The organism is Pseudomonas sp. IT-P260 (assembly GCF_949768395.1).
GTDB classification, from domain to species: Bacteria; Pseudomonadota; Gammaproteobacteria; order Pseudomonadales; family Pseudomonadaceae; genus Aquipseudomonas; species Aquipseudomonas parakoreensis.
The window spans coordinates 134,419-160,010 of record NZ_CATKPO010000041.1 but is presented as its reverse complement, the minus strand read 5'-3'; the positions used below and the strand labels follow the sequence as shown (position 1 = coordinate 160,010).

At 61.4% G+C, this 25,592-nt stretch carries 29 protein-coding genes; 14 read left to right on the top strand and 15 right to left on the bottom strand.

Annotated elements, in window-relative coordinates; genetic code table 11:
* Positions 1-29: 29 nt before the first annotated feature.
* The 4 genes from ACM6HV_RS21860 to ACM6HV_RS21845 form a co-directional block, all read right to left on the bottom strand.
* Positions 30-233: an SEC-C metal-binding domain-containing protein gene (locus ACM6HV_RS21860; RefSeq protein WP_003198420.1), complete on the bottom strand. Its 204-nt coding sequence runs from the start codon at positions 231-233 to the stop codon at positions 30-32.
* Entirely contained in the window at positions 230-724 is a 495-nt protein-coding gene (locus ACM6HV_RS21855; RefSeq protein ID WP_041070625.1) for an LEA type 2 family protein, read from the bottom strand. Before ACM6HV_RS21855 ends, ACM6HV_RS21860 begins: the two co-directional genes overlap by 4 nt.
* 111 nt (positions 725-835) lie before the next feature.
* Positions 836-1,312, bottom strand: a complete 477-nt coding sequence (locus ACM6HV_RS21850) for a YchJ family protein (protein ID WP_108181882.1) — start codon at positions 1,310-1,312, stop codon at positions 836-838.
* A 4-nt stretch (positions 1,313-1,316) separates the two neighbouring features.
* The gene (locus tag ACM6HV_RS21845) at positions 1,317-1,814 is read right to left on the bottom strand and encodes a DUF6231 family protein (RefSeq protein ID WP_041070621.1); all 498 of its coding nucleotides are present in this window, start codon (positions 1,812-1,814) and stop codon (positions 1,317-1,319) included.
* Positions 1,815-2,011: 197 nt separating this feature from the next.
* On the opposite strand from ACM6HV_RS21845, the gene ACM6HV_RS21840 reads away from it, so the two are divergent.
* From ACM6HV_RS21840 to ACM6HV_RS21825, 4 genes are all read left to right on the top strand, one after another.
* A complete protein-coding gene (locus tag ACM6HV_RS21840) occupies positions 2,012-2,707 on the top strand; it encodes an OmpA family protein (RefSeq protein ID WP_414905272.1) in 696 nt (231 codons plus the stop codon).
* Between the two features lie 90 nt (positions 2,708-2,797).
* On the top strand, positions 2,798-3,520 hold the full coding sequence (locus ACM6HV_RS21835) for an OmpA family protein (protein ID WP_041070617.1): 723 nt from the start codon (positions 2,798-2,800) through the stop codon (positions 3,518-3,520).
* 162 nt (positions 3,521-3,682) lie between these two features.
* Positions 3,683-3,958: a DUF1145 domain-containing protein gene (locus tag ACM6HV_RS21830; RefSeq protein WP_145597799.1), complete on the top strand. Its 276-nt coding sequence runs from the start codon at positions 3,683-3,685 to the stop codon at positions 3,956-3,958.
* Positions 3,951-4,709: a collagen-like protein gene (locus ACM6HV_RS21825; RefSeq protein WP_414905271.1), complete on the top strand. Its 759-nt coding sequence runs from the start codon at positions 3,951-3,953 to the stop codon at positions 4,707-4,709. Before ACM6HV_RS21830 ends, ACM6HV_RS21825 begins: the two co-directional genes overlap by 8 nt.
* Before the next feature lie 174 nt (positions 4,710-4,883).
* Here the strand turns inward: ACM6HV_RS21825 and ACM6HV_RS21820 are convergent, their stop codons facing one another.
* Positions 4,884-5,348 carry a CopD family protein gene (locus ACM6HV_RS21820; protein WP_145597803.1) on the bottom strand — a complete coding sequence of 155 codons (465 nt, stop codon included), beginning with the start codon at positions 5,346-5,348 and terminating at the stop codon, positions 4,884-4,886.
* A gap of 98 nt (positions 5,349-5,446) precedes the next feature.
* On the opposite strand from ACM6HV_RS21820, the gene dinG reads away from it, so the two are divergent.
* The 5 genes from dinG to pdxH all read left to right on the top strand — a co-directional run bounded on the left by dinG (position 5,447) and on the right by pdxH (position 13,281).
* Positions 5,447-7,591, top strand: a complete 2,145-nt coding sequence (gene dinG / locus ACM6HV_RS21815; protein WP_414905270.1) for an ATP-dependent DNA helicase DinG — start codon at positions 5,447-5,449, stop codon at positions 7,589-7,591.
* 92 nt (positions 7,592-7,683) lie between these two features.
* The gene (locus ACM6HV_RS21810; RefSeq protein ID WP_414905269.1) at positions 7,684-10,023 is read left to right on the top strand and encodes a beta-galactosidase; all 2,340 of its coding nucleotides are present in this window, start codon (positions 7,684-7,686) and stop codon (positions 10,021-10,023) included.
* 190 nt (positions 10,024-10,213) lie between these two features.
* A complete protein-coding gene (locus tag ACM6HV_RS21805; protein ID WP_145597807.1) occupies positions 10,214-11,359 on the top strand; it encodes a serine hydrolase domain-containing protein in 1,146 nt (381 codons plus the stop codon).
* Positions 11,360-11,472: 113 nt separating this feature from the next.
* The gene (locus ACM6HV_RS21800) at positions 11,473-12,609 is read left to right on the top strand and encodes an OmpA family protein (protein ID WP_414905268.1); all 1,137 of its coding nucleotides are present in this window, start codon (positions 11,473-11,475) and stop codon (positions 12,607-12,609) included.
* A 24-nt stretch (positions 12,610-12,633) separates the two neighbouring features.
* Positions 12,634-13,281 carry a pyridoxamine 5'-phosphate oxidase gene (pdxH, locus tag ACM6HV_RS21795; protein ID WP_414905267.1) on the top strand — a complete coding sequence of 216 codons (648 nt, stop codon included), beginning with the start codon at positions 12,634-12,636 and terminating at the stop codon, positions 13,279-13,281.
* 5 nt (positions 13,282-13,286) lie between these two features.
* Here the strand turns inward: pdxH and ACM6HV_RS21790 are convergent, their stop codons facing one another.
* Positions 13,287-13,523, bottom strand: a complete 237-nt coding sequence (locus ACM6HV_RS21790) for a hypothetical protein (RefSeq protein WP_414905266.1) — start codon at positions 13,521-13,523, stop codon at positions 13,287-13,289.
* A gap of 167 nt (positions 13,524-13,690) precedes the next feature.
* On the opposite strand from ACM6HV_RS21790, the gene ACM6HV_RS21785 reads away from it, so the two are divergent.
* Positions 13,691-14,155 (top strand): glycine zipper 2TM domain-containing protein, encoded by a 465-nt coding sequence (locus ACM6HV_RS21785; RefSeq protein WP_007969461.1) that lies wholly within the window; start codon positions 13,691-13,693, stop codon positions 14,153-14,155.
* A gap of 71 nt (positions 14,156-14,226) precedes the next feature.
* Here the strand turns inward: ACM6HV_RS21785 and ACM6HV_RS21780 are convergent, their stop codons facing one another.
* Complete coding sequence (locus ACM6HV_RS21780) at positions 14,227-14,484, bottom strand: colicin E3-like toxin immunity protein (protein WP_371917799.1); 258 nt, start codon at positions 14,482-14,484, stop codon at positions 14,227-14,229.
* Positions 14,485-14,489: 5 nt separating this feature from the next.
* On the bottom strand, positions 14,490-15,716 hold the full coding sequence (locus ACM6HV_RS21775; protein WP_414905265.1) for an S-type pyocin domain-containing protein: 1,227 nt from the start codon (positions 15,714-15,716) through the stop codon (positions 14,490-14,492).
* A gap of 337 nt (positions 15,717-16,053) precedes the next feature.
* Here ACM6HV_RS21775 and ACM6HV_RS21770 point away from each other — a divergent pair, with 337 nt between their 5' ends.
* Positions 16,054-17,148, top strand: a complete 1,095-nt coding sequence (locus ACM6HV_RS21770) for a PLP-dependent cysteine synthase family protein (RefSeq protein ID WP_414905264.1) — start codon at positions 16,054-16,056, stop codon at positions 17,146-17,148.
* 138 nt (positions 17,149-17,286) lie between these two features.
* On the opposite strand, the gene ACM6HV_RS21765 is transcribed toward ACM6HV_RS21770, so the two are convergent.
* The 3 genes from ACM6HV_RS21765 to ACM6HV_RS21755 all read right to left on the bottom strand — a co-directional run bounded on the left by ACM6HV_RS21765 (position 17,287) and on the right by ACM6HV_RS21755 (position 20,310).
* On the bottom strand, positions 17,287-18,900 hold the full coding sequence (locus ACM6HV_RS21765) for an NAD(P)/FAD-dependent oxidoreductase (RefSeq protein WP_095667341.1): 1,614 nt from the start codon (positions 18,898-18,900) through the stop codon (positions 17,287-17,289).
* A 97-nt stretch (positions 18,901-18,997) separates the two neighbouring features.
* Positions 18,998-19,651 (bottom strand): COG3650 family protein, encoded by a 654-nt coding sequence (locus ACM6HV_RS21760; RefSeq protein ID WP_103485731.1) that lies wholly within the window; start codon positions 19,649-19,651, stop codon positions 18,998-19,000.
* 59 nt (positions 19,652-19,710) lie between these two features.
* The gene (locus ACM6HV_RS21755) at positions 19,711-20,310 is read right to left on the bottom strand and encodes a short chain dehydrogenase (protein ID WP_108181892.1); all 600 of its coding nucleotides are present in this window, start codon (positions 20,308-20,310) and stop codon (positions 19,711-19,713) included.
* Positions 20,311-20,414: 104 nt separating this feature from the next.
* Here ACM6HV_RS21755 and ACM6HV_RS21750 point away from each other — a divergent pair, with 104 nt between their 5' ends.
* Positions 20,415-21,329 (top strand): LysR family transcriptional regulator, encoded by a 915-nt coding sequence (locus ACM6HV_RS21750; protein ID WP_414905263.1) that lies wholly within the window; start codon positions 20,415-20,417, stop codon positions 21,327-21,329.
* 118 nt (positions 21,330-21,447) lie between these two features.
* On the opposite strand, the gene ACM6HV_RS21745 is transcribed toward ACM6HV_RS21750, so the two are convergent.
* From ACM6HV_RS21745 to ACM6HV_RS21730, 4 genes are read right to left on the bottom strand one after another with little or no spacing between them, the layout of a single operon-like run.
* Positions 21,448-21,924: a DoxX family protein gene (locus ACM6HV_RS21745; RefSeq protein WP_414905262.1), complete on the bottom strand. Its 477-nt coding sequence runs from the start codon at positions 21,922-21,924 to the stop codon at positions 21,448-21,450.
* On the bottom strand, positions 21,921-22,679 hold the full coding sequence (locus ACM6HV_RS21740; RefSeq protein WP_414905261.1) for a putative DNA-binding domain-containing protein: 759 nt from the start codon (positions 22,677-22,679) through the stop codon (positions 21,921-21,923). The genes ACM6HV_RS21745 and ACM6HV_RS21740 overlap by 4 nt, the downstream gene beginning before the upstream one ends.
* On the bottom strand, positions 22,676-23,563 hold the full coding sequence (locus tag ACM6HV_RS21735) for a DUF692 domain-containing protein (protein ID WP_414905260.1): 888 nt from the start codon (positions 23,561-23,563) through the stop codon (positions 22,676-22,678). Before ACM6HV_RS21735 ends, ACM6HV_RS21740 begins: the two co-directional genes overlap by 4 nt.
* 25 nt (positions 23,564-23,588) lie before the next feature.
* Positions 23,589-23,897, bottom strand: coding sequence for a DUF2282 domain-containing protein (locus ACM6HV_RS21730; protein ID WP_047292122.1), 309 nt, complete (start codon positions 23,895-23,897; stop codon positions 23,589-23,591).
* Between the two features lie 70 nt (positions 23,898-23,967).
* On the opposite strand from ACM6HV_RS21730, the gene ACM6HV_RS21725 reads away from it, so the two are divergent.
* Together ACM6HV_RS21725 and ACM6HV_RS21720 are read left to right on the top strand one after the other, a co-directional pair.
* Complete coding sequence (locus ACM6HV_RS21725; protein ID WP_414905259.1) at positions 23,968-24,144, top strand: hypothetical protein; 177 nt, start codon at positions 23,968-23,970, stop codon at positions 24,142-24,144.
* Between the two features lie 48 nt (positions 24,145-24,192).
* A complete protein-coding gene (locus ACM6HV_RS21720) occupies positions 24,193-25,566 on the top strand; it encodes a DUF2599 domain-containing protein (protein ID WP_414905258.1) in 1,374 nt (457 codons plus the stop codon).
* Positions 25,567-25,592 lie beyond the last annotated feature (26 nt).

Sequence of the window (25,592 nt, the reverse complement as noted above, 5' to 3'; positions counted from 1 at the left end):
TCAGGCGAAGAGTATCTTCACCCGAAACATCAAGCGCCGTGGCACTTCTTGAATTTCTTGCCGTTGCCGCAAGGGCAAGGGTCGTTGCGACCGACGTCTTTCAGGGCGTTGCGCACCGGTTCCTGGTGAGCGTGGCCGCAGTTCGGGCCGTGGACATGGCCATGGTCGTGATCGTGATGATGGTCATGATCGTGGTTGCAGTCAGGGCCATGGACATGAGGTTGCTGAGTCATCGGTTGTGCTCCGGAATTAAATCGGCGGGGATTATCACGCCATTGCGCTCCAGGTGCACGTAGTGGGCGATGAATAAACCGGTTTCCATCTCGCCTTGCAGTCGGTAAGGCACCTGCTGGTGCGGACTTTTCAGCATTTTCACCACGTCCTTGACCCGTGGCCACAGGTTGGTGCGGATGGGTATCCGATAGAACGCGCTGCTTTTCGGCCCCACGGTGATCCAGTGTTCATGCTCGCCTTCGGCCAACAACATATCCGCCAGATGAATGCGGTATTCCATGCCGCGCACGGTCAGGTCGCTGTCGTTGGGATTGTCGATGCGAAAATGCAGGATGAATTTCTGTTCGAGCAATTTGGCCCGCACCACCTCGACTTTCACGAGGTGGACGGCGGGGTCGACGCTGTCGTCGCTGAACCATGAGGCGCAACCGCCGAGGTTCAGGATCAGCAACAGGGGAAGAATGTTGAGTGTGCGCCATAGTCCGAGCATGAGTTAACTCCCTTTGCTGGCAGTCTAGACGCTAAAAGATCGCAGCCTGCGGCAGCGCCTACACGAGTCGCGTCCTCTGTAGGCGCTGCCGCAGGCTGCGAGCTTTTGATCTTATGCGCCGAAATACCCCGCACAGCACTTCTTGAACTTCTGCCCGCTGGCACATGGACACGCGTCATTGCGCCCCAGCTTCAACTGCACGGTCGGGTCGATGAAGTACCAGCGCCCGGCGTTCTGCACGAATGAAGAGCGCTCGCGGTGGCTGTGTTCGCCCTGGCTGTCGTGCCAGCGCGCGGTGAAGGTGACGAAGGCGTGCTCGGGCTGGCCGCCGAACACTTCCGAGCTTTCGACCTCAAGGCCGAGCCAGGTGCTTTGCGCGCTCCAGGCACTGATTGACTGGCGATCCAGACCGGCCTGCTGGGCGGGCAGGGTAGTGGCCACCAGATAATCGATCAGCCCCAAAACGTAGGCGCTGTAGCGCGACCGCATCAACGCTTCGGCGCACGGCGCCGGGTGGCCTTCGTGGTAGGGACCGCAGCAGGCCTGCAGCAGGTTGCCGCTGCCGCATGGGCAAATGGCTGTACTCATTGCATTACCACCAGTATTTGCCGAAGTTTTCCGGATTGGCCCAGAACCGCGAGTTGAGCCAGTCGGGGACTTGCTTGTAGTCAAGCAGATCGTAAGTGAACAGGGTCAGTACCTGCTCGTCACGCTGAAAGCGCTCACTGGCTTGAAGCGCCAGCGAGTAGAAATCGGTTTCCTGCCAGCCGCTGGCTGGCAGATCCGCCAGCACCGCAATGCGACTGGCGTTGAGGTTGCGAATCCCGCCCAGCAGGTTCAGGCCGTCACGCTTGGGCAAGTGCTCCAGGCAATCGACCACCAGCGCCAGGTCGAAGCGCCGCGCCGCGAGTTCGGCGGGCAACGCACCGGGTTCGGCGTGGGCTACGCAGCAATCCGGGTGAGCCTGTTTGAAAGCGGCGAGCGCCGGAAACTCGCTGGCGCCGATCAGCAGCAAACGCGCCGGGGCGTAGCGATCCAGTAAAGCAGCCAGCGCCTGTTGCGGCGTGCGCGAAGAAATGGCGACGTTCATCGAAGCTCCTCAATCAGATCGCCAAGACTAGCGCGCCAGACGGATCCGGCCTAGACCCCGATTTGTCGCGCGTGGCAAAAGTGCCGAATCCCTGTGAACACGGTCCCAAATGCCAGTGGCCTATTGCTGGCGGAGATTAAAACTCCGGTCTTTACTCCGTGAATCGGTTCTAAGCCGATCCCTCAGGAGAAAACCAGATGAGCATAGTTCGGACAGCATTACCTTTGATTCTGCTAACCAGTGTGTTGACTGGTTGCGCAGGTTTGCAGAAAACCGATTGGCCGACCTGTGCGGCGGTCGGCGGTGTGGTCGGGGCCGGTCTCGGTGCGACGGAAAGTTCGGCGTGGGCCGGCTACGGCGCACTGTTGGTCGGCGGTACGGCAGCGGCCTATTGCTGGGTGCACGGTGATGGCGACGAAGACGGCGATGGTGTGCCGGACAGCCGCGACAAGTGCCCGCACACGCCTAAAGGCGTGCAGGTCGATGCTGACGGCTGCCCTCCACCAGCCCCGGCGCCTGTGGTAGAAGAGGCGGTTGTGGTCAAGGAAGAAACCATCGTCATCCGCGATGTGCACTTCCAGTTCGACAAAGCCACCCTGACCGGCTCCGATAAACAGGTGCTGGACAAAGTTGCCGCGCGCCTGAAACAAGAGTCGTCCACGGCGCAACTGACCGTGACCGGTCACACCGACAGCGTGGGCAGTGATGCCTACAACAAGAAACTGTCGGATCGTCGTGCGCACTCGGTGGTGGAATACCTGATCCAGCAAGGTGTGCCGCGTGCCAGCTTCGTTTCGGTCTCGGGCATGGGTGAAAGCCAGCCAGTGGCGGATAACAAAACCGCTGACGGTCGCGCACAGAACCGTCGTACCGAAATCAAAATCGTCCGCTAGCCCCTCACGCATCCGCGGCTTGTGCAGTCGCGGATGCGCGTCTTTACTCCTGTGTAACCGGTATGGGCCGGTGACACAGGAGCTTTCACAATGACTGTTTTCTCAAGGTCCGTCTTGCCGGTGCTGCTGCTGGGCAGCTTGCTCACCGGTTGCGCCACTCACAGCGACGGCGACGCCCCCCTCAATCAACGTACGTGGCCGATTTGCAGCCTGATCGGCGGGCTGGTCGGTGGCGGCCTTGGCGCCATTGAAAGTGGCGGCTGGGCCGGCGGCGGTGCCGCGTTGGGGATCCTCACGGGTGGGCTGATCTGTTATGCCCAGGATGGCGATGAAGATGGCGATGGCGTGTTCGATCGCCGCGACCGTTGTCCGGACACTCCGGCCAATACCCCGGTCGATCATCGTGGTTGTCCGTTGCCGCAATACCCGGTCACGGAAAAAGCGCCCGAGCCTGCACCGCAATCGGAAGTCATCACCCTCAGCGATGCCGGCAATGTGTTGTTCGATTTCGACAAGTCGGACCTGACCCCGGCCGCCAAAGCCCAGCTCGATACGCTGATGGACAAGTTGCGCAATGCCGACGTGGTCAGCATCAAAGTCATCGGCCATACCGACAGCAAGGGTTCGGACGCCTATAACCAGGCGTTGTCGGAGCGGCGTGCCAGCAGTGTGGCGGCGTATCTGCTGAGTCAGGGTCTGGAACCGGCCAAACTGACCAGCGAAGGGCGCGGCGAGAGCGAGCCGGTGGCCGATAACGCGACGGACGAAGGGCGGGCGAAAAACCGTCGGGTGGAGTTGCATATCAATCGCTAGGACTTGTCTGTAGTCCGCAGGCTAGAGCTGCCGGGCGACGATCATCGTCGAACCGGCAGCGATCCGACGACTGACAAAAGTTTTTTCTTTTGCCCCTCTGGCTTATCCCCCGCGTAAGCCGTTACTGTGCGCCCAAAGAATAATTCCGAGACGGGGGAGCGTATGAAGGTTTTCTGGGGGCTGGGGCGTTTGCTGACCCTGCTGTTCTGGTGCGTGGTGGTGGTCAATCTGCTGCTGCCGTTTGTGCATCCGCTGCATCTGCTGGTCAATCTGGCCGGCGCCTTGTTGCTGGCGCTGCATGTACTCGAATTGCTGTTCTCGCGCCTCAAGGGGCGTGCCAACCCGTGGCGCGACCGTCTGCGCATCCTGCTGTTCGGCGTATTCCACCTGCAAACCATCCCGGCCCCGGCCGCTCCGGAGGCTTCTTCCCATGCGTAAACTTTGCCTGCTCGCTGCACTCATCAGTCCTCTGGCCTGCGCCCAGGTGGTCAGCGTCGAAACCAATTCCCTGATGCGTTTGCCCAACACGGCCAGCACACTGCAGCTGGAGCGGCTGGACGTCGCGGACTACGGCACCTTGCTGATTCCTGCCAACGTGACCGAGCTGACCGTCGGCGAATTGCGTCTGGGTCACGAAGCACGCATCGCGATCGTCCCGAGCGAACAGGCGCTGGATATGAAAGTCATTCGTGCCGAACTGTCTGAAGGCAGCCTGATCACCGCGCGCGGTGCGCCGGGCACGTATGAGAAAGCCGCCCGTGCCGGACGCAATCTGAATTTGCAGTTCAAGGCCTTGAGCGCGCCAAAACTGTTTGTGGATGCTCGCGGCGGTACCGGCGCGCCGGGTTTTGTTGGCCTCGATGGCGGCAACGGTGAAGATCCGGGCTGCACTTGGGGCGCGGCCGGTCACGGTTTTGATGGCAGCAACGGTAGCGATGGCCAGCCGGGAGCGCCGGGAGCGCTGGTGCGCCTGGAAGTGCCGCGCGAGTTTCCGGCTGAGCTGATCAAGGTCAATGTCGCGGGCGGCGCTGGAGGCCCGGCGGGTATTGGCGGCAAGGCCGGCCAGGGTGGCAGGTCCAAGGGCTGCCTGGTGTATCGCGCCGATGGCGGCAAGAACGGCAAGCCCGGGGCGGATGGTCAGCCTGGACCGACGGGTGCGGCGGGGGCTGTGACCGTACAGCGCCTCTGAATAACCGCGCTATTCACAACTGTGGCGAGGGAGCTTGCTCCCGCTGGGTCGCGTAGCGGCCCCTACGCCATATACCGCGTTTCGTCAGATTGAACGCGTCAGCTGATTTGGGGCTGCTGCGCAGCCCAGCGGGAGCAAGCTCCCTCGCCACAAAAAGTGCAGGTCTTCAGCGGGTCAGAACATCGGCCGCGCCGCCGCAATCGCCACCAGCACCAACCCGACAATCAAATTGATCCCCACCACCCGGCGAATCCGCCCCAGCACCGCCGCACCCACCGGCCATTCCTTGGCTTCAACGGCTTTGCGCAACTCTGGCAGCATCAAACCCTGAATCCGGATAAACAGCGCCGTCATCACCACATATAGACCGATCATCACTTGCACATACTTGGGCGCGGTCTCGAAACCGACCTGCTGCAAATGCAACATGCCCACGCCGCTGATCGGCAACAGGATCACCGCGACCCAGACCCAGCGGAAAAAACCTTGAAACACTTCTACCCACAAGGTCAGGCGAGCGGGGCCGTCGAGCGCCTTCACCGCCGCCGGGCGCAGGACCACCCAGGCGAAAAACATGCCGCCAACCCAGACCAGGGCGGACAGGACATGCAGCGGATAAACGAGGCTAAAAGGTGTCATTGGGGTACTCCGTTCTGCGCGGGACTGATTAGCGGGGTATGATAGCGGCCGATCCGAACTACTGAAAATTTATCCAGCGTTTTTACGCCCGACATTCAATGATCAGCACTGAACTCAAAACCACGATCCAGGGCGCCTATTCGCGTTTTCTTGAAGCCAAGAGCCTCAAACCGCGTTACGGCCAGCGCCTGATGATCGCCGAAGTCGCCAAAGTCCTCGGGGATATCGACACCGACGACGAAGGCCGGCGCAGTGGCGACCCCGCGATTGTCGCGGTGGAAGCCGGCACCGGTACCGGCAAGACCGTGGCCTACAGCCTGGCGGCAATCCCCACGGCGAAGCTGGCCGGCAAGCGTTTGGTGATCGCCACCGCGACCGTGGCCCTGCAAGAGCAGATCGTCTACAAGGACTTGCCCGACCTGATGCGCAACAGCGGGCTGAACTTCAGCTTTGCGCTGGCCAAGGGCCGTGGTCGCTACATGTGCCTGTCCAAGCTCGACATGTTGTTGCAGGAAGGCCACGCGCAAACTGCCACCGCGCAGCTGTTTGAAGAAGAAGGCTTCAAGATCGAGGTCGATGAGGCCAGTCAGAAGCTGTTCACCAGCATGATCGAGAAACTCGCCGGCAATAAATGGGACGGCGACCGTGATAGCTGGCCCAACGCTCTCGAAGATGCAGACTGGGCGCGACTGACCACCGATCACAGCCAGTGCACCAACCGCCATTGCCCGAATTTTGGCCAGTGCGCCTTTTACAAGGCGCGTGAAGGCATGGGCAAGGTCGATGTGATCGTCACCAACCATGACATGGTGCTGGCTGACCTGGCCCTCGGCGGCGGTGCGGTGCTGCCGGATCCGCGTGACACCATTTACGTGTTTGACGAAGGCCATCACCTGCCGGACAAGGCCATCGGCCACTTCGCTCATTACACGCGCCTGCGTTCCACCGCCGACTGGCTGGAAACCACGGCGAAGAACCTCACCAAACTGTTGGCCCAGCATCCGTTGCCGGGCGACCTCGGCAAGCTGATCGAGCAGGTGCCGGAGCTGGCGCGGGAAATCAAGACCCAGCAGCAGTTCATGTTCACCGCGTGCGAGCAGATTGCCGATTTCAAACCCGGCGAAGACGTCGAAGGTCGCGAGCGGCCCCGCCATCGTTTCGTCGGCGGGGTAATTCCCGAGCACATGCGCGAGATGGGCATCGAGCTGAAGAAGGGCTACTCACGTCTCAACGACCTGTTCACCCGTCTGACCGACCTGCTCAAGGAAGGCATGGACGGCGAGGTCAACATCGGCATCGCCAGCAATCAGGCCGAAGAGTGGTATCCGCTGTTCGGCAGCCTGTTGTCCCGCGCCTCGGGCAACTGGGAACTGTGGACCGCGTTCACCGCCGAAGACCCGGAGGACAGCCCGCCAATGGCCCGCTGGCTGACGCTGGCCGAAAGCGGCTCGCTGTTCGACATCGAGGTCAACGCCAGCCCGATTCTCGCCGCAGAAACCTTGCGCCGCAGCCTGTGGAACGTCGCCTACGGCTGCCTCGTAACGTCGGCAACGCTGACCGCGCTGGGCACCTTCGACCGCTTTCGCATGCGCGCCGGGCTGCCGAAGAAAGCCGTCACCGCTGTGGTGCCGAGCCCGTTTCATCATGCCGACGCCGGCGTGTTGCGCGTGCCGGACCTCAAGGCTGATCCGCGTGATGCGGCGGCCCACACGGCGGCGATCATCCGCGATCTGCCGGACCTGGTGGAAGGCTCGCGCGGCAGTCTGGTGCTGTTCTCTTCGCGCAAACAGATGCAGGACGTGTTCGACGGCCTCGACCGCGACTGGCGCAAACAAGTGTTCATTCAAGGCAACCTGTCGAAACAGGAAACCCTGAACAAGCACAAGGCGCGGGTCGATGGCGGCGATGCCAGCGTGCTGTTCGGCCTCGCCAGTTTCGCCGAAGGGGTGGACTTGCCGGGCGCCTATTGCGAACACGTAGTGATCGCCAAGATCCCGTTCTCGGTGCCGGACGATCCGGTCGAGGCGGCGCTGTCGGAGTGGATCGAGGCCCGGGGCGGCAATCCGTTCATGGAAATCTCGGTGCCCGACGCCTCCTTGAAACTGGTTCAGGCCTGCGGCCGCCTGCTGCGCACCGAAGAAGACCGCGGCACCATCACCTTGCTCGATCGGCGCCTGGTCACCCAGCGCTATGGCAAGGCGATCCTCAATGCGTTGCCGCCATTCCGTCGTGAAATATCCTGAGACAACGGTGGGCAGTTTTGCCCGCCGCGCTGTCTATCTCTCTGCCATGCTTTTCCATTGGCCTTTTGGTCGTTAGGGAGAACTCCGTTCTTATGATTCGCCGCTCGTTGCCTGCCGTTTTTGCCTTGATCTTTGCCGCTCCGTTACTGGCGGCGCCTGCGGGTCAGCAGACCCTGTTCAACTTCGTCCGTCCTGCCGATGTGGTGAAAGTCGTCACCGAAAACACTGACCTGCCACAAGCCAACGCCGAGCAGACCCCGGAAGGTGAAGTGCTGCGCCGGGTGACGTTCAACCCGGTAGCCCGCCCGACCCTGCGCCTGACCCCGCAAACCGGCGCCTGGGACTGGTCGCAGTCGGGCATGATGAGCCTGCGTCTGCAGAGCGCAATGAACTGGGCCGTGACGGTCTACGTGCAAATCCAGAGCAACAACGGCCAGACCCTGACCAGCCGCGTTGACCTGCCGGCCGGCCCTGCGCAAACCCTGCTGGTGCCGCTGGTGGCAACTTCGCCACTGAGCCAGGGCATGAAGGCCGGGCCGCCGATGCCGATGACCGTCGATGGCCAGCGCATTCTGCTGGCCAGCAGCAGCGGCGAACTGGATCGCAGCCAGGTGGTGTCGGTCAGCCTGTGGATGGATCAGCCGAAAGCCGCGCAGAGCCTGCTGCTCGAGCGATTCGGCGTGCAGGACGGCGATGCTGTGACCCAGGCCGTCTACGGCAATCTGGTGGACGCCTACGGTCAATCGACCCGCAGCAAATGGCCGGAAAAAATCAGCAACGACGAACAACTGAAATCCGCCGCCGCCAAGGAACAGCAACAGCTGAAAACCTGGCTGGCCGAGCGCGAAAAATCTTCGCTGGACAAGTTCGGTGGCTGGAACAAAGGCCCGGCGTTCAAGGCCAGCGGGTTTTTCCGCACCGAAAAGCGTGATGGTCGCTGGTATCTCGTCACGCCGGAAGGACATCCGTTCTATTCGCTGGGGGTCAACACCGTCAGCCCGCAGGTCAACCAGACCTACGTGGCCGGGCGTGAGTGGATGTTCGAATCCCTGCCCAAGGCCGATGAGCCGCTCGCCAGTCATTTCGGCGAAGGCGATAACCGTGGCGGCAACGGTGCCGATCAGGGCCGAGGCTATGGCAACGGGCGCTGGTACGATTTTTACGGCGCCAACCTGCAACGCCTGTACGGCGAACCTTGCGCAGCACAGGCGCATGCCGAACCGCCAGCCGCGCCGTGCAAGGCCACGGTCGATCAGCAGAAGTGGGCCACCCACACCCTCGACCGCCTGCAGGCCTGGGGCTTCAACACGGTCGGCAACTGGAGTGCCGACGCGCTCGCCGACGCCGAGCGGGTGCCGTATACCTTGCCGCTGTCGATCGTCGGCGACTACACCAGCATCAGCACCGGCAGCGACTGGTGGGGCGGCATGCCTGATCCGTTCGACCCGCGTTTCGCGATGGCCACCGAGCGTGCCGTGGCCATCGCCGCCCGCGATCATCGCGATGATCCGTGGCTGATCGGTTACTACGCCGACAACGAATTGGCCTGGGCCGGTCCGGGCGATGATCCGCAGTCGCGCTATGCCTTGGCCTATGGCACGTTGAAAATGACCACCGACGTGCCGGCCAAACGCGCGTTTCTCAAGCAGCTGCGCGACAAGTACCGCAACCAGGCGGGCCTGTCGAAAGCCTGGGGCATTGATCTGCCGGCGTGGGAGTTGATGGAAGACCCGGGCTTTGTGCCGCCGATGCCGAATCCGGAGCACCCGGAAATCGAAAACGACTTCAAATACTTCCAGAAGGTGTTCGCCGACACCTACTTCAAAACCATCTCGGATTCGCTGAAATGGCACGCGCCGAACCAGTTGCTGCTCGGCGGCCGTTTCGCCACCAGCACCCCGGAAGCCGTGGCGTCCTGTGCACAGTATTGCGACGTGCTGAGTTTCAACCTGTATACGCTGAAACCGCAGGACGGCTATGACTTCGCCGCTCTGCGTGCCCTCGACAAACCGGTGCTGATTACCGAGTTCAACTTCGGCTCCAGTGATCGCGGCCCGTTCTGGGGTGGCGTGACGCAACTGGCGAAGGAAGAAGATCGCGGCCCGGCGTATGCCAACTTCCTCAAACAGGCGTTGAGTGAGCCGTCGATTGTCGGCGTGCACTGGTTCCAGTATCTGGATCAACCGGTAACCGGGCGTCTGCTTGATGGCGAGAACGGGCACTTTGGTCTGGTGGGGATTACCGATTTGCCGTATCAGGGTTTCGTCGAAGCGGTGCGCAAGAGCAATCTGCAGGCGATCGATCAATTGGGCAAAGAGGCTGAGAAGGCCGCTGCGGTCGCCGGTCATGAAGCCGAAGGCGGGCGCAAGGCTGAAGCTGGAAAAGGCCCGGGGGCCGAGCATGCGGGTGGGCATTCGGGCAATGGTCATTGAGGTTTGATGCCTTAAAGATCGCAGCCTTCGGCAGCTCCTACAGGGAATGGAATTTTGTAGGAGCTGCCGCAGGCTGCGATCTTTTGATTTTGCTTTGAAATGACCACCCGGCCCGCAGCTGTTCCCAAATCCCTCAAGGGCTGGAACAATGCGGGCCACTTTGTAGAGCGTTTTCGCGGGGGAGTTGCGGGTGCAGATTCAGGGTCATTACGAGCTTCAATTCGAAGCGGTGCGCGAGGCATTCGCGGCACTGTTCGACGATCCCCAGGAGCGCGGCGCAGCCCTGTGCATCAAGGTCGGCGGCGAAACCGTCCTCGACCTCTGGTCCGGTACCGCCGATAAGGACGGCGCCGAGGCCTGGCACAGCGACACCATCGCCAACCTGTTTTCCTGCACCAAGACGTTCACTGCGGTCACCGCGCTGCAACTGGTGGCCGAAGGCAAACTGCAACTGGATGCGCCGGTTGCCCGCTACTGGCCGGAATTTGCCGCCGCTGGCAAAGAAACCGTCACGCTGCGCCAATTGCTCTGCCATCAGGCCGGTCTGCCAGCGCTGCGCGAGTTGCTCGCACCCGCTGCCCTCTACGAATGGCAAACCATGGTCGACGCCCTCGCAGCCGAAGCGCCGTGGTGGACGCCGGGCACCGGTCACGGCTATGCCGCCATCACTTATGGCTGGCTGGTCGGCGAGTTGCTGCGCCGTGCTGACGGTCGTGGGCCGGGCGAGTCCATCGTCGCCCGCGTCGCCAGACCGCTGGGGCTGGATTTCCACGTCGGTCTGGCGGACGAAGAATTCCACCGCGTGGCACATATTGCTCGCGGCAAGGGCAACGTCGGCGATGCCGCGGCCCAGCGTCTGCTGCAGGTGACCATGCGCGAACCGACCGCCATGACCACCCGTGCCTTCACCAATCCGCCGTCGGTGCTGACCAGCACCAACAAACCGGAATGGCGGCGCATGCAGCAGCCGGCCGCCAATGGTCATGGCAACGCGCGCAGCCTGGCCGGTTTCTACGCTGGCCTGCTCGATGGCAGCCTGCTCGAAAGCGAAATGCTCGAAGAACTGACCCGCGAACACAGTTACGGCGAAGACAAGACCCTGCTGACCCGCACCCGTTTCGGCCTGGGCTGCATGCTCGATCAGCCGGACATGGCGAACGCCACCTATGGCCTCGGCCCGCGGGCGTTTGGTCATCCGGGGGCGGGCGGTTCGGTGGGTTTTGCTGATCCCGAGCACGATGTCGCATTCGGTTTTGTGACAAATACCCTTGGGCCGTACGTCTTGATGGATCCGCGCGCGCAGCAACTGGCGCGGGTACTTGCCACTTGTCTGTAAAGCGTTACATGAGGTTCCAGGGTTGGAACCAGATCCGGTTTTTTGATTCAAAGCGTCTGTTTATCCGGGCAAAAGAGCTCTGATCTTTCATTACTTCACTTTGTGGATTTTCAATGTCATCCAAAAAAACTCTCGCCCTGGCCCTGTGCGTTGCAATGACCGGTTGCGCACAGACTCCTAAAAACGATGCGGACGGCGGTAGCTGGTGGCCGTTCGGATCTTCCGACAAAGTGGCGGCCAAAGAGCCGGCCCCAGCCCCGGCTTCTGTCGCAGCCCCGGCGCCGCTCAAACCTGCCGCGACCGCTCCAGTGGCCAAGACTGAAAGCAACAGCCACTGGTACTGGCCGTTCGGTAGCTCCGATGACGCGGCGGCCAAGGCCGAGGTGAAACCCGAAGTCAAACCAGAAGCAAAACCGGCGGTAGTGGCCAAGGCCGATGCTGACACCGGCACAAAGTGGTGGTGGCCGTTCGGCGGCAAGGATCAGTCCACGGCCAAAGTGGTGCCGATGCCTGACCCGAAAGTCACTCAGGCCTGGCTGGATGACTACGAGCCACGCCTGCGTGCAGCGATCAAGGACAGCAATCTGCAACTCGAGCGCCGCGACAACGTTCTGGTGGTGATTGCGCCGGTTGAAGGCTCGTTCAACCCGAAACGTCCAGCGATGCTGTTGCCGGTGACCCTCAGCCCGTTCACCAATGTCGCGAAAATCCTCGAAGCCGACCCGAAAACCGCTGTCCTGGTGCTCGGTCACAGCGACAACACTGGCGCCGCGCCGGCCAACGTCAAACTCAGTCAGGAGCGCGCTCAGTCCGTGGCGGCAATCTTCCGCCTGAGCGGCTTGCAGCGTGATCGCCTGATGCTGCGCGGCATGGGTGGCGATGCCCCGCGTGCGGCCAACGACAGCGCCGAAGGCCGTGCCCTGAACCGTCGCGTCGAACTGCTGGTGACCCCGCAGAACACCATGGTGGCCCTGCTGAGCAAATACAACATGCCGGCGCCCGCACCGACCACGATGCTTGCCGCACAGGACGTCAAGCCTGCAGCCAAACCGGTAACCCCGGCGCCGGCCGCTTCGAAGGCCACCGTACCTGCAACCAAAAAGGCTCCGGCGAAGAAAGCCGCTGCCAAGGCACCTGCGAAGAAAGCAGCGACCAAGGCTCCGGCGAAAACCCCAGCCAAGAAAACCGCTCCGGCCAAAGCTGCGACGACTGACAAGAAAGTTGCCGCCAGCGATACTTCCAAGCAGTGATCCGCTAACGAAAAGGAATGCGCCATGACCCAGACTCTGGCAGATATGCGTCGTGATTACACCCGGGATGGTCTGACCGAGGCGCAAGCCCCGGCTGAACCCTTTGCGTTGTTCCACCAGTGGTTCGCCGATGCGGTGAAAACCGAACAGGCGCCGGTGGAGGCCAACGCCATGACCCTGGCCACGGTCGATGCGGACGGTCGCCCGCACTGCCGCATTCTGCTGCTCAAGGGCCTGGACGAGCAGGGCTTCACTTTTTTCACCAATTACGACAGCGCCAAGGGGCAGCATCTGGCGGCCAACCCGTTGGCTGCCATGACGTTCTTCTGGCCGACCCTGGAGCGCCAGGTGCGCATCGAAGGGCGTGTGGTGAAAGTCACGCCTGCTGAGTCCGATGCTTATTATCAGGTGCGTCCGCTGGGCAGTCGGCTCGGGGCCTGGGCTTCACCGCAGAGCCGGGTGATCAACGGGCGCGGCGAACTGGAAGAGCTGCTCAAGGCCACCGAGCAGCGTTTCAGCGATACGCAACCGCACTGTCCGGAACACTGGGGCGGTTATCGCCTGCTGCCTGAGCGCATCGAGTTCTGGCAGGGCCGTCCAAGTCGTCTGCACGATCGCCTGAACTACCGTCAGCAGGGTGCCGACTGGATTCTTGAACGTCTGGCGCCTTAAGCAGTCTACCGAGCGGGATAGCTTGCCGCAGCGGCCTCAAGCCACTTCGGCAGGTCCCGACGCTTGATCTTCTGCACGCGGGCATCGGCCAGTTGTTGCAGCATGAAGGCGCGTTTGTCTTCATCCTTGCCCGCCAGCGACAGGGCCAGATCACGATCCATCCAGCGTTTGATCCGCACGTACAGCCACCCATGGAAGTACAGACCGGCGACGGTGGTGACGAAAATGATCAGGTAATCCATGAAAATCCTTGGGTTGGCAGGGCGGATTGGGCGATTTGGCGCTACTGTTGGGTGGGGCTGCAGGTGCCTGTACCGGGCCTGAATAAAATCAAGTTTATCCGGGCTGCGTCGTGACAGGCGTCAAGCAGCGGGGTTTAATGAACACCTGTTCTTTTGGAGTTGATGCTATGCGTAAGTCTGTTCTGCTGGTTGCTTCCTTTTCCACGATGGCGATGTTGCTGACCGGCTGCCAGTCGAGCCTGACCGGTGACTCCTACTCCCGTGACGAAGCGCGTCGTGTGCAGACGATTCGCATGGGCACCATCGAATCCCTGCGTCCGGTGAAAATCGAAGGCACCAAGACCCCGATCGGCGGCGCTGCAGGCGCAGTGGTCGGCGGTGTCGGTGGCAGCGCCATCGGTGGCGGCAAGGGCAGCATCGTTGCGGCGGTCATCGGTGCCGTGGCCGGCGGCCTGATCGGTTCGGCCACCGAAGAAGGCCTGACCCGCACACAGGGCGTGGAAATCACCGTGCGCGAAGACGACGGCAGCATGCGCGCCTACGTGCAACAGGTTCAGGAAAACGAAGTATTCCGTGTCGGTGAGCGCGTACGCATCTCCACCGTCGGTGGCACCAGCCGCGTTTCGCACTAAGCGCGAACGAGCGGTAAAACAAAACCCCGATCAGGTGACTGGTTGGGGTTTTTTATGATCTGAGGTGCCGCTTACCAGACGTCGCTGTAGTCGAACGAAATTTGATAGTCGTAAGTCGTTAGGGAAATATTATTTTGAAAGTAAGGTTGAAGGACAGGTTTCCAACTTTCGAGTACGTTGAAGCCGCCATTATTAATGTTGTTTTCCACCGGTATACCCAAGGCATTCAAAACGGTTTCATCGTCGCCTAAATCCTCGGAATATTCTTCGCCCTCGCATAGATGGGTTTGCTTGTCGTACCACTCCAGCCTTAGTTTTAATCCCATCATCACCCTCACAAGTATTTTTTTCTGATGCTTCTTTCATCTTTCGGGTCTTCTCGTCGCTCTCCTGTAAAAGGGTCAAAAGCGCCTAGGTGAGTTCCGTCACTTGCACGGTAAACTTCCAACTCGCCGTGCATCGAGTCCCACTCATAAATTCTCCTGCCTTTTGCATCCTTCCATCGTTCCCGAAGTCCGCCACCTCCTTGTACGGGATTCATTTTCTGTGCCTTTTTCAGGCCGGGAAACGCGGTAATTTCCTCTGCTTTCGGAGGTTTATGATAGCTGTGTCCTGCTGGTGGTAAGCCTTTGCGCGAGGTGTTGACCACGATGTATAGAGGCCGAACCCCCGAATCCGCCGGAAACACCAGAATGAAATCCCGATACTCCGGCGGATAAACCGGATTCACCAGAATCCCGTCCGCCGCTTTCGTCGGCGGATACACCCAGATGTGCGGTGCTTGCGGTGCAGCCTCCAGCGCGGGGATGCCGAGGATGTCGGAGCCGTCCACGGCGGGCGTCCAGATCAGTTCGATGCCTTCGCCGAGGTCTGCGACAAAGCGGTTATCACGTGCGGTGAACTGCACGACATCGACCATTTCCCAATCGCGATTCCTGCCGGTATAGAAGCCGTAGCCCCTGAGGCTGCCGTCGGCCTGTTGTTCGACGCGCAGGCGCACGCGGGTGCGGGCCTGTTTGAGGCTGCGCAGTTGCTCGTCGCTATAGAGTGCGCTGTCGCCGAGGCTGGAAGGCATGAGCAGCGCCACCAGGCCTGCCAGGGTGGCGGTGGCCGTTCCGGCGGCGATGGCGGGTAGCGCCTCGAAGGCGGCGCCGGCCAGGGCGAAACTGCCGAACCCGGCGGGAATGGCTGTGGCGCCGATTTTCTTCAGGGCAACGCCGCCGGTTTCATCGCTTTCGCGTGCACCCAGCAGGATCAGCTCGCCGTAATCCTTGAGGCTGTCGGTCGGCACCATCCCCGAAGGATTCGCGTAGTCGATGATCGCGTCCGGCAATTTGCAGGACTTGGCGAACACGCATCCGGCACGCACCGGATCTGGCTTTTGGGCCGCTACCTCGCGGCTGCGCTCAAAGGCCTCCTGCCGCGCCAGCATGGCGTCGTAGGCGTTTTGCCGGGCTTCGCGCTCGGCCAGTTCGGTGGCCGTCATGTAGCGCCAGGTGACGTGATGACCGTCGCCCGCCGGTGGGTTGGGAACCCGGGGAATGTCCTTGTTGCGAGCCACTGAGCGTCCTTTCGTTCATCCATCGACAGGCCCTCGAAAGGGCTGTGCGACGTTAACGAAGCGGACAAATGCTGGCTGTAGGACGGATCTTTGATTAAGTGCGGATTGTTCGCTATTTGTCAGGCAGGGATTCGAGCAGACCGCTTCAGTTCAAAGAACGGGGAGATGGGTTCTGCGCAATTACTGCAAAAGCCTGATACTTATTTGCCCCAGTACCTGGCAGTTGGTGGGTGAATTGAGCCTCAGCTGTATCTGTGAGCCTTGCCGGTTTTTTCCTATGCTGGGGGACTGAGCCTGTGACAAGGCTACTCCTGCCCGACTCAATGAGAACATGACTATGAGCGACAACCGACAGTGGGCCCGTGAAGCGATCCGCATCATCGAAGCGGACTTCCAGCGCAGCGCCGACACCCACCTGATCCCTTTGCCGCTGCCGGGCTTCGCAGGCATTGAGTTGTACTTCAAGGACGAGTCGAGCCATCCCACCGGCAGCCTCAAGCATCGCCTGGCGCGCTCGTTGTTCCTGTATGCGTTGTGTAACGGCTGGCTCAAACCCGGCGCGCCGGTGATCGAGGCGTCCAGCGGCTCGACGGCGATTTCCGAAGCGTATTTCGCGCGCATGCTTGGCTTGCCGTTCATTGCGGTGATGCCGGCGACCACTTCGAAAGAAAAGATCGCGCAGATCGCCTTCTACGGTGGCCAGAGCCATCTGGTTCAGGATCCGACGCAGATTTACGCCGAGTCCGAACGTCTGGCCCGCGAGCATGGCGGCCACTTCATCGACCAGTTCACCTACGCCGAGCGGGCCACCGACTGGCGGGCGAACAACAACATCGCCGAGTCGATCTTCCAGCAGATGCGTTTCGAGAAACATCCGGAACCGAGCTGGCTGATTTCCAGCCCCGGCACCGGCGGCACCACCGCGACTCTCGGCCGCTACGTGCGTTATCGCCAGCATTGCACCCGGGTGTTGTGCGCCGATGCCGAGCGTTCGGTGTTCTTCGATTACTACCAGACGGGCGACGCGAGCCTGCGCCTGGACTGCGGTTCGCGGATCGAAGGCATCGGTCGGCCCCGGGTCGAGGCGTCGTTCCTGCCGCAGGTGATCGATGCGATGGTCAAGGTGCCGGACGCCTTGTCGCTGGCGGCCATGCATTACCTGGCGCAGCGTCTGGGACGGCATGTCGGCGGGTCGAGCGGCACCAACCTGATCGGCGCGCTGATGGCGGCGCAGCAGATGAAAGCGGCGGGGGAATCGGGGTCGATCGTGGCGATTCTGTGCGATGGCGGCGAGCGCTATGCCGACACCTATTACGATCAGGACTGGCTAAAGGCGCAGGGCTATGAGCTGGAGGGATTGATTGCAGCGGTGGCGGCGAGTGCCGAACGCGGTGAGCCGCTGCCTGACTCAGTCCTGCGCGCGAATATCTAAAGCCGAATACAGAGACCAATGTGGGAGCGAGCCTGCTCGCGAAGACGTCATCTCATTCAACATCATTGTTGTCTGAAATACCGCTTTCGCGAGCAGGCTCGCTCCCACAGGGTTTTATGTTGAGTCAGCTCATGCTGATCAGGCTTCCAGGCCGAGGATATCCCGCGCCACGGCCTCGGCAATCCGAATCCCGTCGACACCCGCCGACAGAATGCCACCGGCATAACCCGCACCTTCACCCGCCGGGAACAGACCTTTGACGTTCATGCTCTGCAGCGACTCGTTACGCGTAATGCGCAGCGGCGACGAGGTGCGGGTTTCGATGCCGGTCAGTACGGCATCGTGCAGCGAGTAGCCACGAATCTGTTTCTCGAACGCCGGCAACGCTTCACGAATCGCTTCGATGGCAAAATCCGGCAGCGCCAGGGCCAGGTCGCCCAGGGCCACACCCGGTTTGTACGACGGCTCGACTTCGCCCAACTCGGTGGACGGGGTGCCGTTGATGAAGTCGCCGACCAGTTGCGCCGGGGCCTTGTAATCACTGCCGCCGAGGATGAACGCGTGGGACTCCAGACGCTCCTGCAACTCGATACCGGCCAGCGGGCCGCCCGGGTAATCGACCTCCGGGGTGATGCCGACGACGATCCCGGAGTTGGCGTTGCGCTCGTTACGCGAGTACTGGCTCATGCCGTTGGTGACCACGCGGTTCGGCTCGGACGTCGCCGCGACCACGGTGCCGCCCGGGCACATGCAGAAGCTGTAGACCGAACGACCATTCTTGGCGTGGTGTACCAGTTTGTAGTCGGCAGCGCCCAGCTTCGGGTGGCCGGCGTACTTGCCCAGCCGCGCACGGTCGATCAGCGACTGCGGGTGTTCGATGCGGAAGCCCACCGAGAACGGCTTGGCTTCCATGAACACGCCACGGCTGTGGAGCATGCGGAAGGTGTCGCGGGCACTGTGGCCGAGGGCCAGAATGACGTGTTTCGAATGCAGGGTTTCGCCGCTCGCCAGTTCGACGCCGACCAGTTGGCCGTCTTCGATCAGCACGTCGGTGACGCGTTCCTGAAAGCGCACTTCGCCGCCCAGGGCGCGGATCTCTTCACGCATGGTCTCGACCATGCCGGTCAGACGGAAGGTCCCGATGTGCGGTTTGCTGACATAGAGAATTTCTTCCGGCGCGCCGGCCTTGACGAATTCGTGCAGGACTTTGCGGCCGAGGAACTTCGGATCCTTGATCTGGCTGTACAGCTTGCCGTCGGAGAACGTGCCCGCGCCGCCTTCGCCGAACTGCACGTTGGACTCGGGGTTGAGCACGCTTTTGCGCCACAGACCCCAGGTGTCCTTGGTGCGCTGACGGACTTCGGTGCCGCGTTCGAGGATGATCGGCTTGAAGCCCATCTGTGCCAGCAACAGGCCGGCGAAGATCCCGCACGGGCCGAAACCGACCACGATCGGGCGCTGGCTCAGGTCGCTCGGCGCCTGACCGACGAATTTGTAGCTGACATCCGGCGCCACGTTGACGTTACGGTCGTCGGCGAACTTGCCCAGCACCTTGGCCTCGTCGCGCACGGTGAGGTCGATGGTGTAGATGAAGCACAGTTCGGAGGACTTTTTGCGCGCGTCGTAGCTGCGCTTGAACAAGGTGAAATCGAGCAGGTCATCGCTGGCGATGCCCAGGCGCTGCACGATGGCGGCACGCAGGTCTTCTTCGGGATGGTCGATTGGCAGCTTGAGTTCGGTGATTCGTAACATGGCGAGGATCCGGATTCGCGGGGCGCACAACTGCGCCAGGGCGTTTGAAGGCCGCGATTATAAGCCGCAAAGGCCGGATCCGGTGAGGCTAAAACGCTCAGTCGTTGCGCGATCCGCCGAAATACCCGCAACCACGCTCGACCTTGCCGTCGATGCGCAGTTCGGCGCTCATGTGCTGCACGCTGCCGGTGCTGCTGTCGACGCAGCGTTGCGGCGCGACCCACAACTCGATGCGCTGGTTGTTGGCTTCGCTGCTGAGGTTGAAGCGGCCGTCGCCCAGTTGTTCTTCTACATACGGCACGGCCAGCGCCGGTTGGCCTTCACGGTCGATGACCATGCCCTTGCCACTGACTTTGACGTTCCACTCGGGACCGTGGCCGGCGGCCCGCAGGATCAACAGTTTGAAATTCGGGTCATCGCACGCGGTGCCGGAGCGCTCGACGCGATACAACTGACCGAGGTCGAGGCGGTCGCCGGCGATCTTTCCGCGTACATCGGCAAACAGCTTGCCCTGCTGATCGGCGAGGGTCGCGGCCTCTTGCAGCACGCTGGTGCCGCCGATGTCATTGACCACGTACTGACGTTGTTCCCCACATGGCTGGAACACCAGTTTGCCGTCGGCCGCCGTCAATTGCCCCTGCATCCGAGATTGCCCGACATGGGATGCGCTTTCGCGCGGGCCATCAAGCAATTGGCAGGCGGCGAACAATGGCAGCAAGGCAACAACGATCAACGAACGGGCAACACGCATCTTCGGCTCTCCAGACAAGTGCCGCCACGTTACGCAGGCTGACCGTCGATCACAAGGGTTTAGCCCACGTGAAAGGTCTGACCGGTTTGCAGGCCTTCGACACTTTTCGCGTAGGCCAGCGCCACATCGGCTGCCGGAACCGGCTTATAGCCACGGAAGTACGGAGCGTAGCTGCCCATCGCTTCCAGCAGCACGGTCGGACTGATCGAGTTGATGCGCAGGCCACGCGGCAACTCGATGGCGGCCGCTTTGACGAAGCTGTCCAGTGCGCCGTTGACCAATGCCGCCGAGGCGCCGGTACGGATCGGGTCGTGGCTGAGCACGCCGCTGGTGAAGGTGAACGAGGCGCCGTCGTTGGCGTATTCGCGGCCGATCAGCAGCAGGTTGACCTGGCCCATCAGTTTGTCTTTCAGGCCCAGTGCAAAGCTGTCAGCGTTCATCTCGCCGAGTGGGGCGAAGGTTACGTTGCCGGCGGCGCAGATCAGCGCGTCGAACTTGCCGGTTTGCTCGAACAGTTTGCGAATCGATGCGCTGTCGCTGATGTCCACCTGGAAGTCGCCGCTGCTGCGACCAATGCGGATCACTTCGTGACGCTGGCTCAGCTCTTTATCCACGGCCGAACCGATGGTGCCGGCGGCACCGATCAACAGAATCTTCATGGGACTGTTCCTCAATGGGTTGAACGAGGTTTCAGTCTAGAGTGGTTTTTTCTGCGGATAAGCGCACTAATAGGCAACCTTTGGTTTTCAAATGGAAACAATCCATGAGTGAAATGGATGATCTCGCGGCGTTCGCGGTGTTGATCGAGGCTGGCAGTTTTACCTTGGCAGCGCAGCAGCTGGGTTGCAGCAAGGGCCAGCTGTCCAAGCGTATCAGCCAGCTGGAAGCTCAGTTTTCCGTGGTGTTGCTGCAACGCACCACGCGCCGCTTGAGCCTGACAGCGGCGGGCGCCGCATTGTTGCCGCAAGCCCAGGCGCTGGTGGTGCAAGTGGAGCGGGCACGTCAGGCGCTGGCGCGTTTGAAAGACGACATGGCCGGTCCGGTGCGGATGACGGTGCCGGTGTCGCTGGGGGAAACGTTTTTCGACGGCTTGCTGCTGGAGTTCTCGCAGAAGTATCCCGAGGTGCAGATCGAGCTGGAGCTGAACAACCACTATCGCGACCTGTCCCGGGACGGCTTCGATCTGGCGATTCGCTCCGAGGTGGCCAATGACGAGCGGTTGGTGGCCAAACCCCTGCTGGCGTGGCAGGAATTTACCTGCGCCAGCCCGATATACCTTGAACAATTCGGTGAACCGCTGACCCCGCAGGAGCTGGCCGAACACCGCTGCCTGCTCAACAGTCATTACAGTGGCCGTGAAGAATGGCTGTATCACCAACAGCACGAATTGCTGCGGGTGCGGGTGTCGGGGCCGTTCGCCAGCAACCATTACAACCTGCTGAAGAAAGCCGCCCTGGCCGGCGCCGGTATCGCACGGTTGCCGTCGTATCTGTTGCAAACAGAACTGGCTGACGGCCGGTTGCACTGGCTGTTGCGCGATTTTCAGACGCGGCGCATGCCGATGTATCTGGTGCACCCGTACCAAGGTGGTTTGCCCAAACGCACGCAGGTGTTGGCGGACTATCTGATCGGCTGGTTCAAGCGCAGCGGCGAGGCGCTGGATCGCCTGGCGCATTGACCACGATGCCTGTGATATCCCTGTAGGAGCTGCCGAAGGCTGCGATCTTTTGACCTTGAAAATCAAAAGATCGCAGCCTTCGGCAGCTCCTACTGAGACATCAGAGGCATCAGGGACATCAGCGTTTGCAGTATTTGGCGAGCAGGTGATCAATCGACAATCTGCCCGGCCCGGTCGCCATCAGGTACAGCAACACCGCCGCCCAGGTGCCATGGGTCGGGTAGGCATCGGGATAGACGAACACCTCGATGACCAGCGTCATGCCCAGCAGCGCCAGCGCCGAAAATCTCGTGGCGAAGCCGATCAATATCAGCACCGGAAAGAAGTGTTCGGCGAACGCTGCCATGTGCGCGGCGATTTCCGGTGACAGCAGCGGTACGTGGTATTCGCTCTGGAACAACGGAATCGTCGAGTCCGCCAAGTGTGGCCAGCCGAGTTGAAAGGTGCCGTCGACCAAATCGATGGCCAGTCCCTCGACCTTGGTCTGCCCGGACTTCCAGAACACCGCGGCAATCGAGAACCGGGCGATGAAGGCGATCAGGCTGTGGGGAATCTTTTCCATTAGCCCGATGGCGCGAGTGATGAGGTTGTTCATGGCGATACCTTGTTGTTCAGGTCGGTGATGGCGTGGTGGCCGATCAGCAGGGCGAGGGTCTGCGGCAGATCGAAGGGCGGGCTGTCTTGCGCCGCTTGCAGCAGCGGTTGGTGATGGAACAGATGGCGGATGAATACGCTGGCGCCGTAATCGAGGGCAAACACCTCGACCTCCAGACCGTTGCGCAGCACCAGTGCGTGTTGCCCTTGATGAATATCGATACCCGCCAGTGTGGTGTCTTGCTGATGCGCGGCCCAGATCGAAACCACTGCGTAGGCGGAGTCGAGCAGGTGCAGCGAGGGGTGCAGGGCGATGTGCAGTTCGGCCAGTGTTTGCGGATCGGCCAGTGCAGCGCTGATCTGTTGCGCACTGACTGTTGCCGCATCGGCGGCGTGATAGGCGAGTGTGCGCAAGCGTTCGAGCCGTGCGACATCGGCGAGATACGGCACCCCGGCCGCCGGTTCGAATGCATCAATGAAGTCCGCCAGTCCGTCACCATAACGGCTCATCAACGGACTGTGCGGCGGCTGCTGCTGGATGAAAATGCCGGCCATACCACGGAAAAATTCCTCGCCGACCAACTGCTGCACCACCGGATAACTGTCGGCCAGCGCGTTGATCAACGAGCCTTGCACGTTATTGCGATACACCGAAAACCGGCTGGCAGGATCAGCGCCGTTGGCACTGTACAGGCCAGCGGGGCAGGGCAGGCGAGTGTCGAGCAGGGCGGCGCTGAAGTCGGCTTGAGTGCTCATGGCTGACTCCTTGAGCGCCGCAGCAACGCTTCGGCCTGCTGCGCCTCGGCCAGCAGCACGTTGAACGTCGGGAGGTGATTGTCCCGTTCGATCAAGGTTGCCACCGGGCCAACACGTTCGAGTGCCTGTCGGTATAACACCCAAACGGCATCATCAACCGGCGCGCCGTGATCATCGATCAGCAAGCGATCGCCGAGGCTGTCGGCGTCTTCAGCGAACCCGGCCAAGTGAATCTCGCCGACGGCGTGCAAAGGCAGTGCGTCGAGGTAGGTCAGTGGATCGCGTCGATGGTTTATGCACGAGACGTAGACGTTGTTGACGTCAAGCAGCAGACCGCAACCGCTGCGGCGAATCACCTCGGTGATGAACGCCGGCTCGTCGATGGTCGAGCGCTCGAAGCCGAGATAGGTCGCTGGATTTTCCAGCAGCATCGGACGCTTGAGGGTGTTCTGCACCTGGTCGATATGCGCGCAGACGCGGTCAAGCGTCGGCGTGTCATACGCCAGCGGCAGCAGGTCATTGAGGAACACCGGGCCGTGGCTCGACCAGGCCAGGTGTTCGGAAAAGGCTTGCGGTTGATAACGCTCGATCAGTGTTTGCAGGCGTTGCAGGTGTTGCAGATCCAGTGGCCCTTCGGCCCCGATCGACAGCCCGACGCCGTGCAGCGACAGCGGATACTGCTCGCGGATCAACCCGAGAAAATGATGAAACGGACCGCCGTCGACCATGTAGTTTTCGGCGTGGACTTCGAAGAAACCGATGTCTGGTCGGGTGCCGAGCACTTCACGAAAGTGCCCGGTCTTGAGTCCCAGCCCCGCGCGGGGCGGGAGCCCGCAGAGGGCTGCCCGAGTGCGCGGTGGGACAGGTTCGTTGAGGGTGAACATGAGCGTCACTCGGGCAGGTCGTGGATCAGGACTTGGCTTTGAAGGCTTCCATCTGACCGAAGCCGGTCGGCGAGGTTTTGCTCTCGGTGGTGGTGCAGGTGCCTTTTGGCACGAACTTCCAGGCGTTGGCCTGGTAATCCATTTTCGCGGTGCCGGCACATGTGGTGCCTGCGCCCGCGGCGCAATCGTTGTGACCCTTCATGGCCACACCGAAGCATTTTTCCATGTTGCTGTTGTCGGCGGCGTTGGCGCTGGAAACGGCAGTCATGCTCAGGGCGGAACCAAGAGCCAGAACCAGTGCAGCGGCGGACAGGGTGCGAGTGGTAGCAGTCATGATGTTTCTCCAGATTTGAGCTTGGGTTTTACAAGCGAAGTGCGCTTGCTTACCCCACTAGAGAACGCCCATGGCGATGCGTTACAGCGCCACCGAAATTTTTCAGAAAAAAATGCAAAACCCTGTAGGAGCTGCCGCAGGCTGCGATCTTTTGATTTTGATTTTGATTTTAAAACCAGAAGCCAGATCAAAAGATCGCAGCCTGCGGCAGCTCCTACAGGGGATTTCTGTGGTTGCGCGTCTATAGTCATTGCAACGGCCCCTGTGACAGGCCGATTTACCAGGACGGTATCTCATGACGAAGGATCGCTCAGCCCGCGCTGTGCTATTGCGCACGGCTTCATCTTTTACGCTCGCCTGCACGCTGCCCCTGCTGTCTGGCACGGTTTGCGCGCAGACGCAGATTGATCCGCTGGACACGCTCAAGCGCATCAACAGCAACTACAACACCCTCAAGGACGCTTGCCAGGAACCCGATACCGGCGCCGCGCGCGGGCTGTATTACTGCAGCGGCGTGACCCTGCGCATGGTCAATGACGGGCCCTTCAATCCGTGGGATTACAGCCCTTATGCAATCAAGATCGGCGCGACGTCCTACTCGTGGATTCGCAAGGATCTGAGCACGCGCATTCTCATTCACCCGGCCGGTTTCATCCTGCGCACACCCACCGATGCAGCGGCGCTGAAGCTGCCGGTCAAGGAGCAAGGCTTCACCTGCATCTATGCGTTTGATGGCGGTACCGGGCCGGAGCGCAAGTGGTATGGCTGCGGCTTCTTCGACAGCCGCGAACCGCCGCGTGCGGCGCAAGGCACGCTGAACAACCGCAATGCCGCACTGGCCTACGGCACTTGTGCCGAGGCGGGTGTCACCACCGCCGAGCAGTGGACGCAGAAGTACACCGGGCTGATGAAGGGGCCGATCCAGTACAGCCAATGTTCGTGGAACGCGGAAAAACCCAGCGACTGGCAGGCGATGATCCGCGTGCATGAGTCGCGCCCGAACACCACCAACAAGGACCCCTTTGCCTTCAGTGCCCAGGTCAACGAGTTCATGTTGAAGAACGCCACCGCGAGCAACGACGGCAGCGAAAACATGAAGTACATCGATGCCTTTATCTACAACGTCAACAGCACGCAGAACTTCGCCACTCGCGGAGATCAGGCACCACCGAAACCGGAGAACGGCTTGAACAGTGCGCGCAATTTCCAGAAAAAACTTCAGGCCCAGGGCTACAGCGTGCCGATCCTGCGCCTGGATTTCACCCAGCCTGCGGAGCGGCGTTTCAGCTATGTCGCCGCCGATCAGGCGATCGCCGAGATGGTGGTGGGTGGCGCCCCGGTGCCGCAATACATCGCCTCCGCCAACTGGGTCAAACGTTACGACCCCGGCACCCGCAAGGATGAATGGAGCCTGAGCGTTGTGCCCACGGCAGCGGGGCGCGCCTTGCCCGGTGAGCAGGTCGGCGCTCTGTACGATCAGTTGTTCGCCCTCAAGGGGCCGGACAGCAACTGGCGCGACAACGAAAAGTCCGCTGGCAGCATGCGTCAGCAACTGCGCTGCGTGCTGGTCAATTACCGCAACAAGACGCCATGGAACCTGGAGCCGTACCGGCCGGCGTTGTCGGACAGCGAGACTCGCGCCGCGGGTTGCAACCCGGTCCCGCGTTGAGTGTGTTGGCTAATCAAGGAGATGCA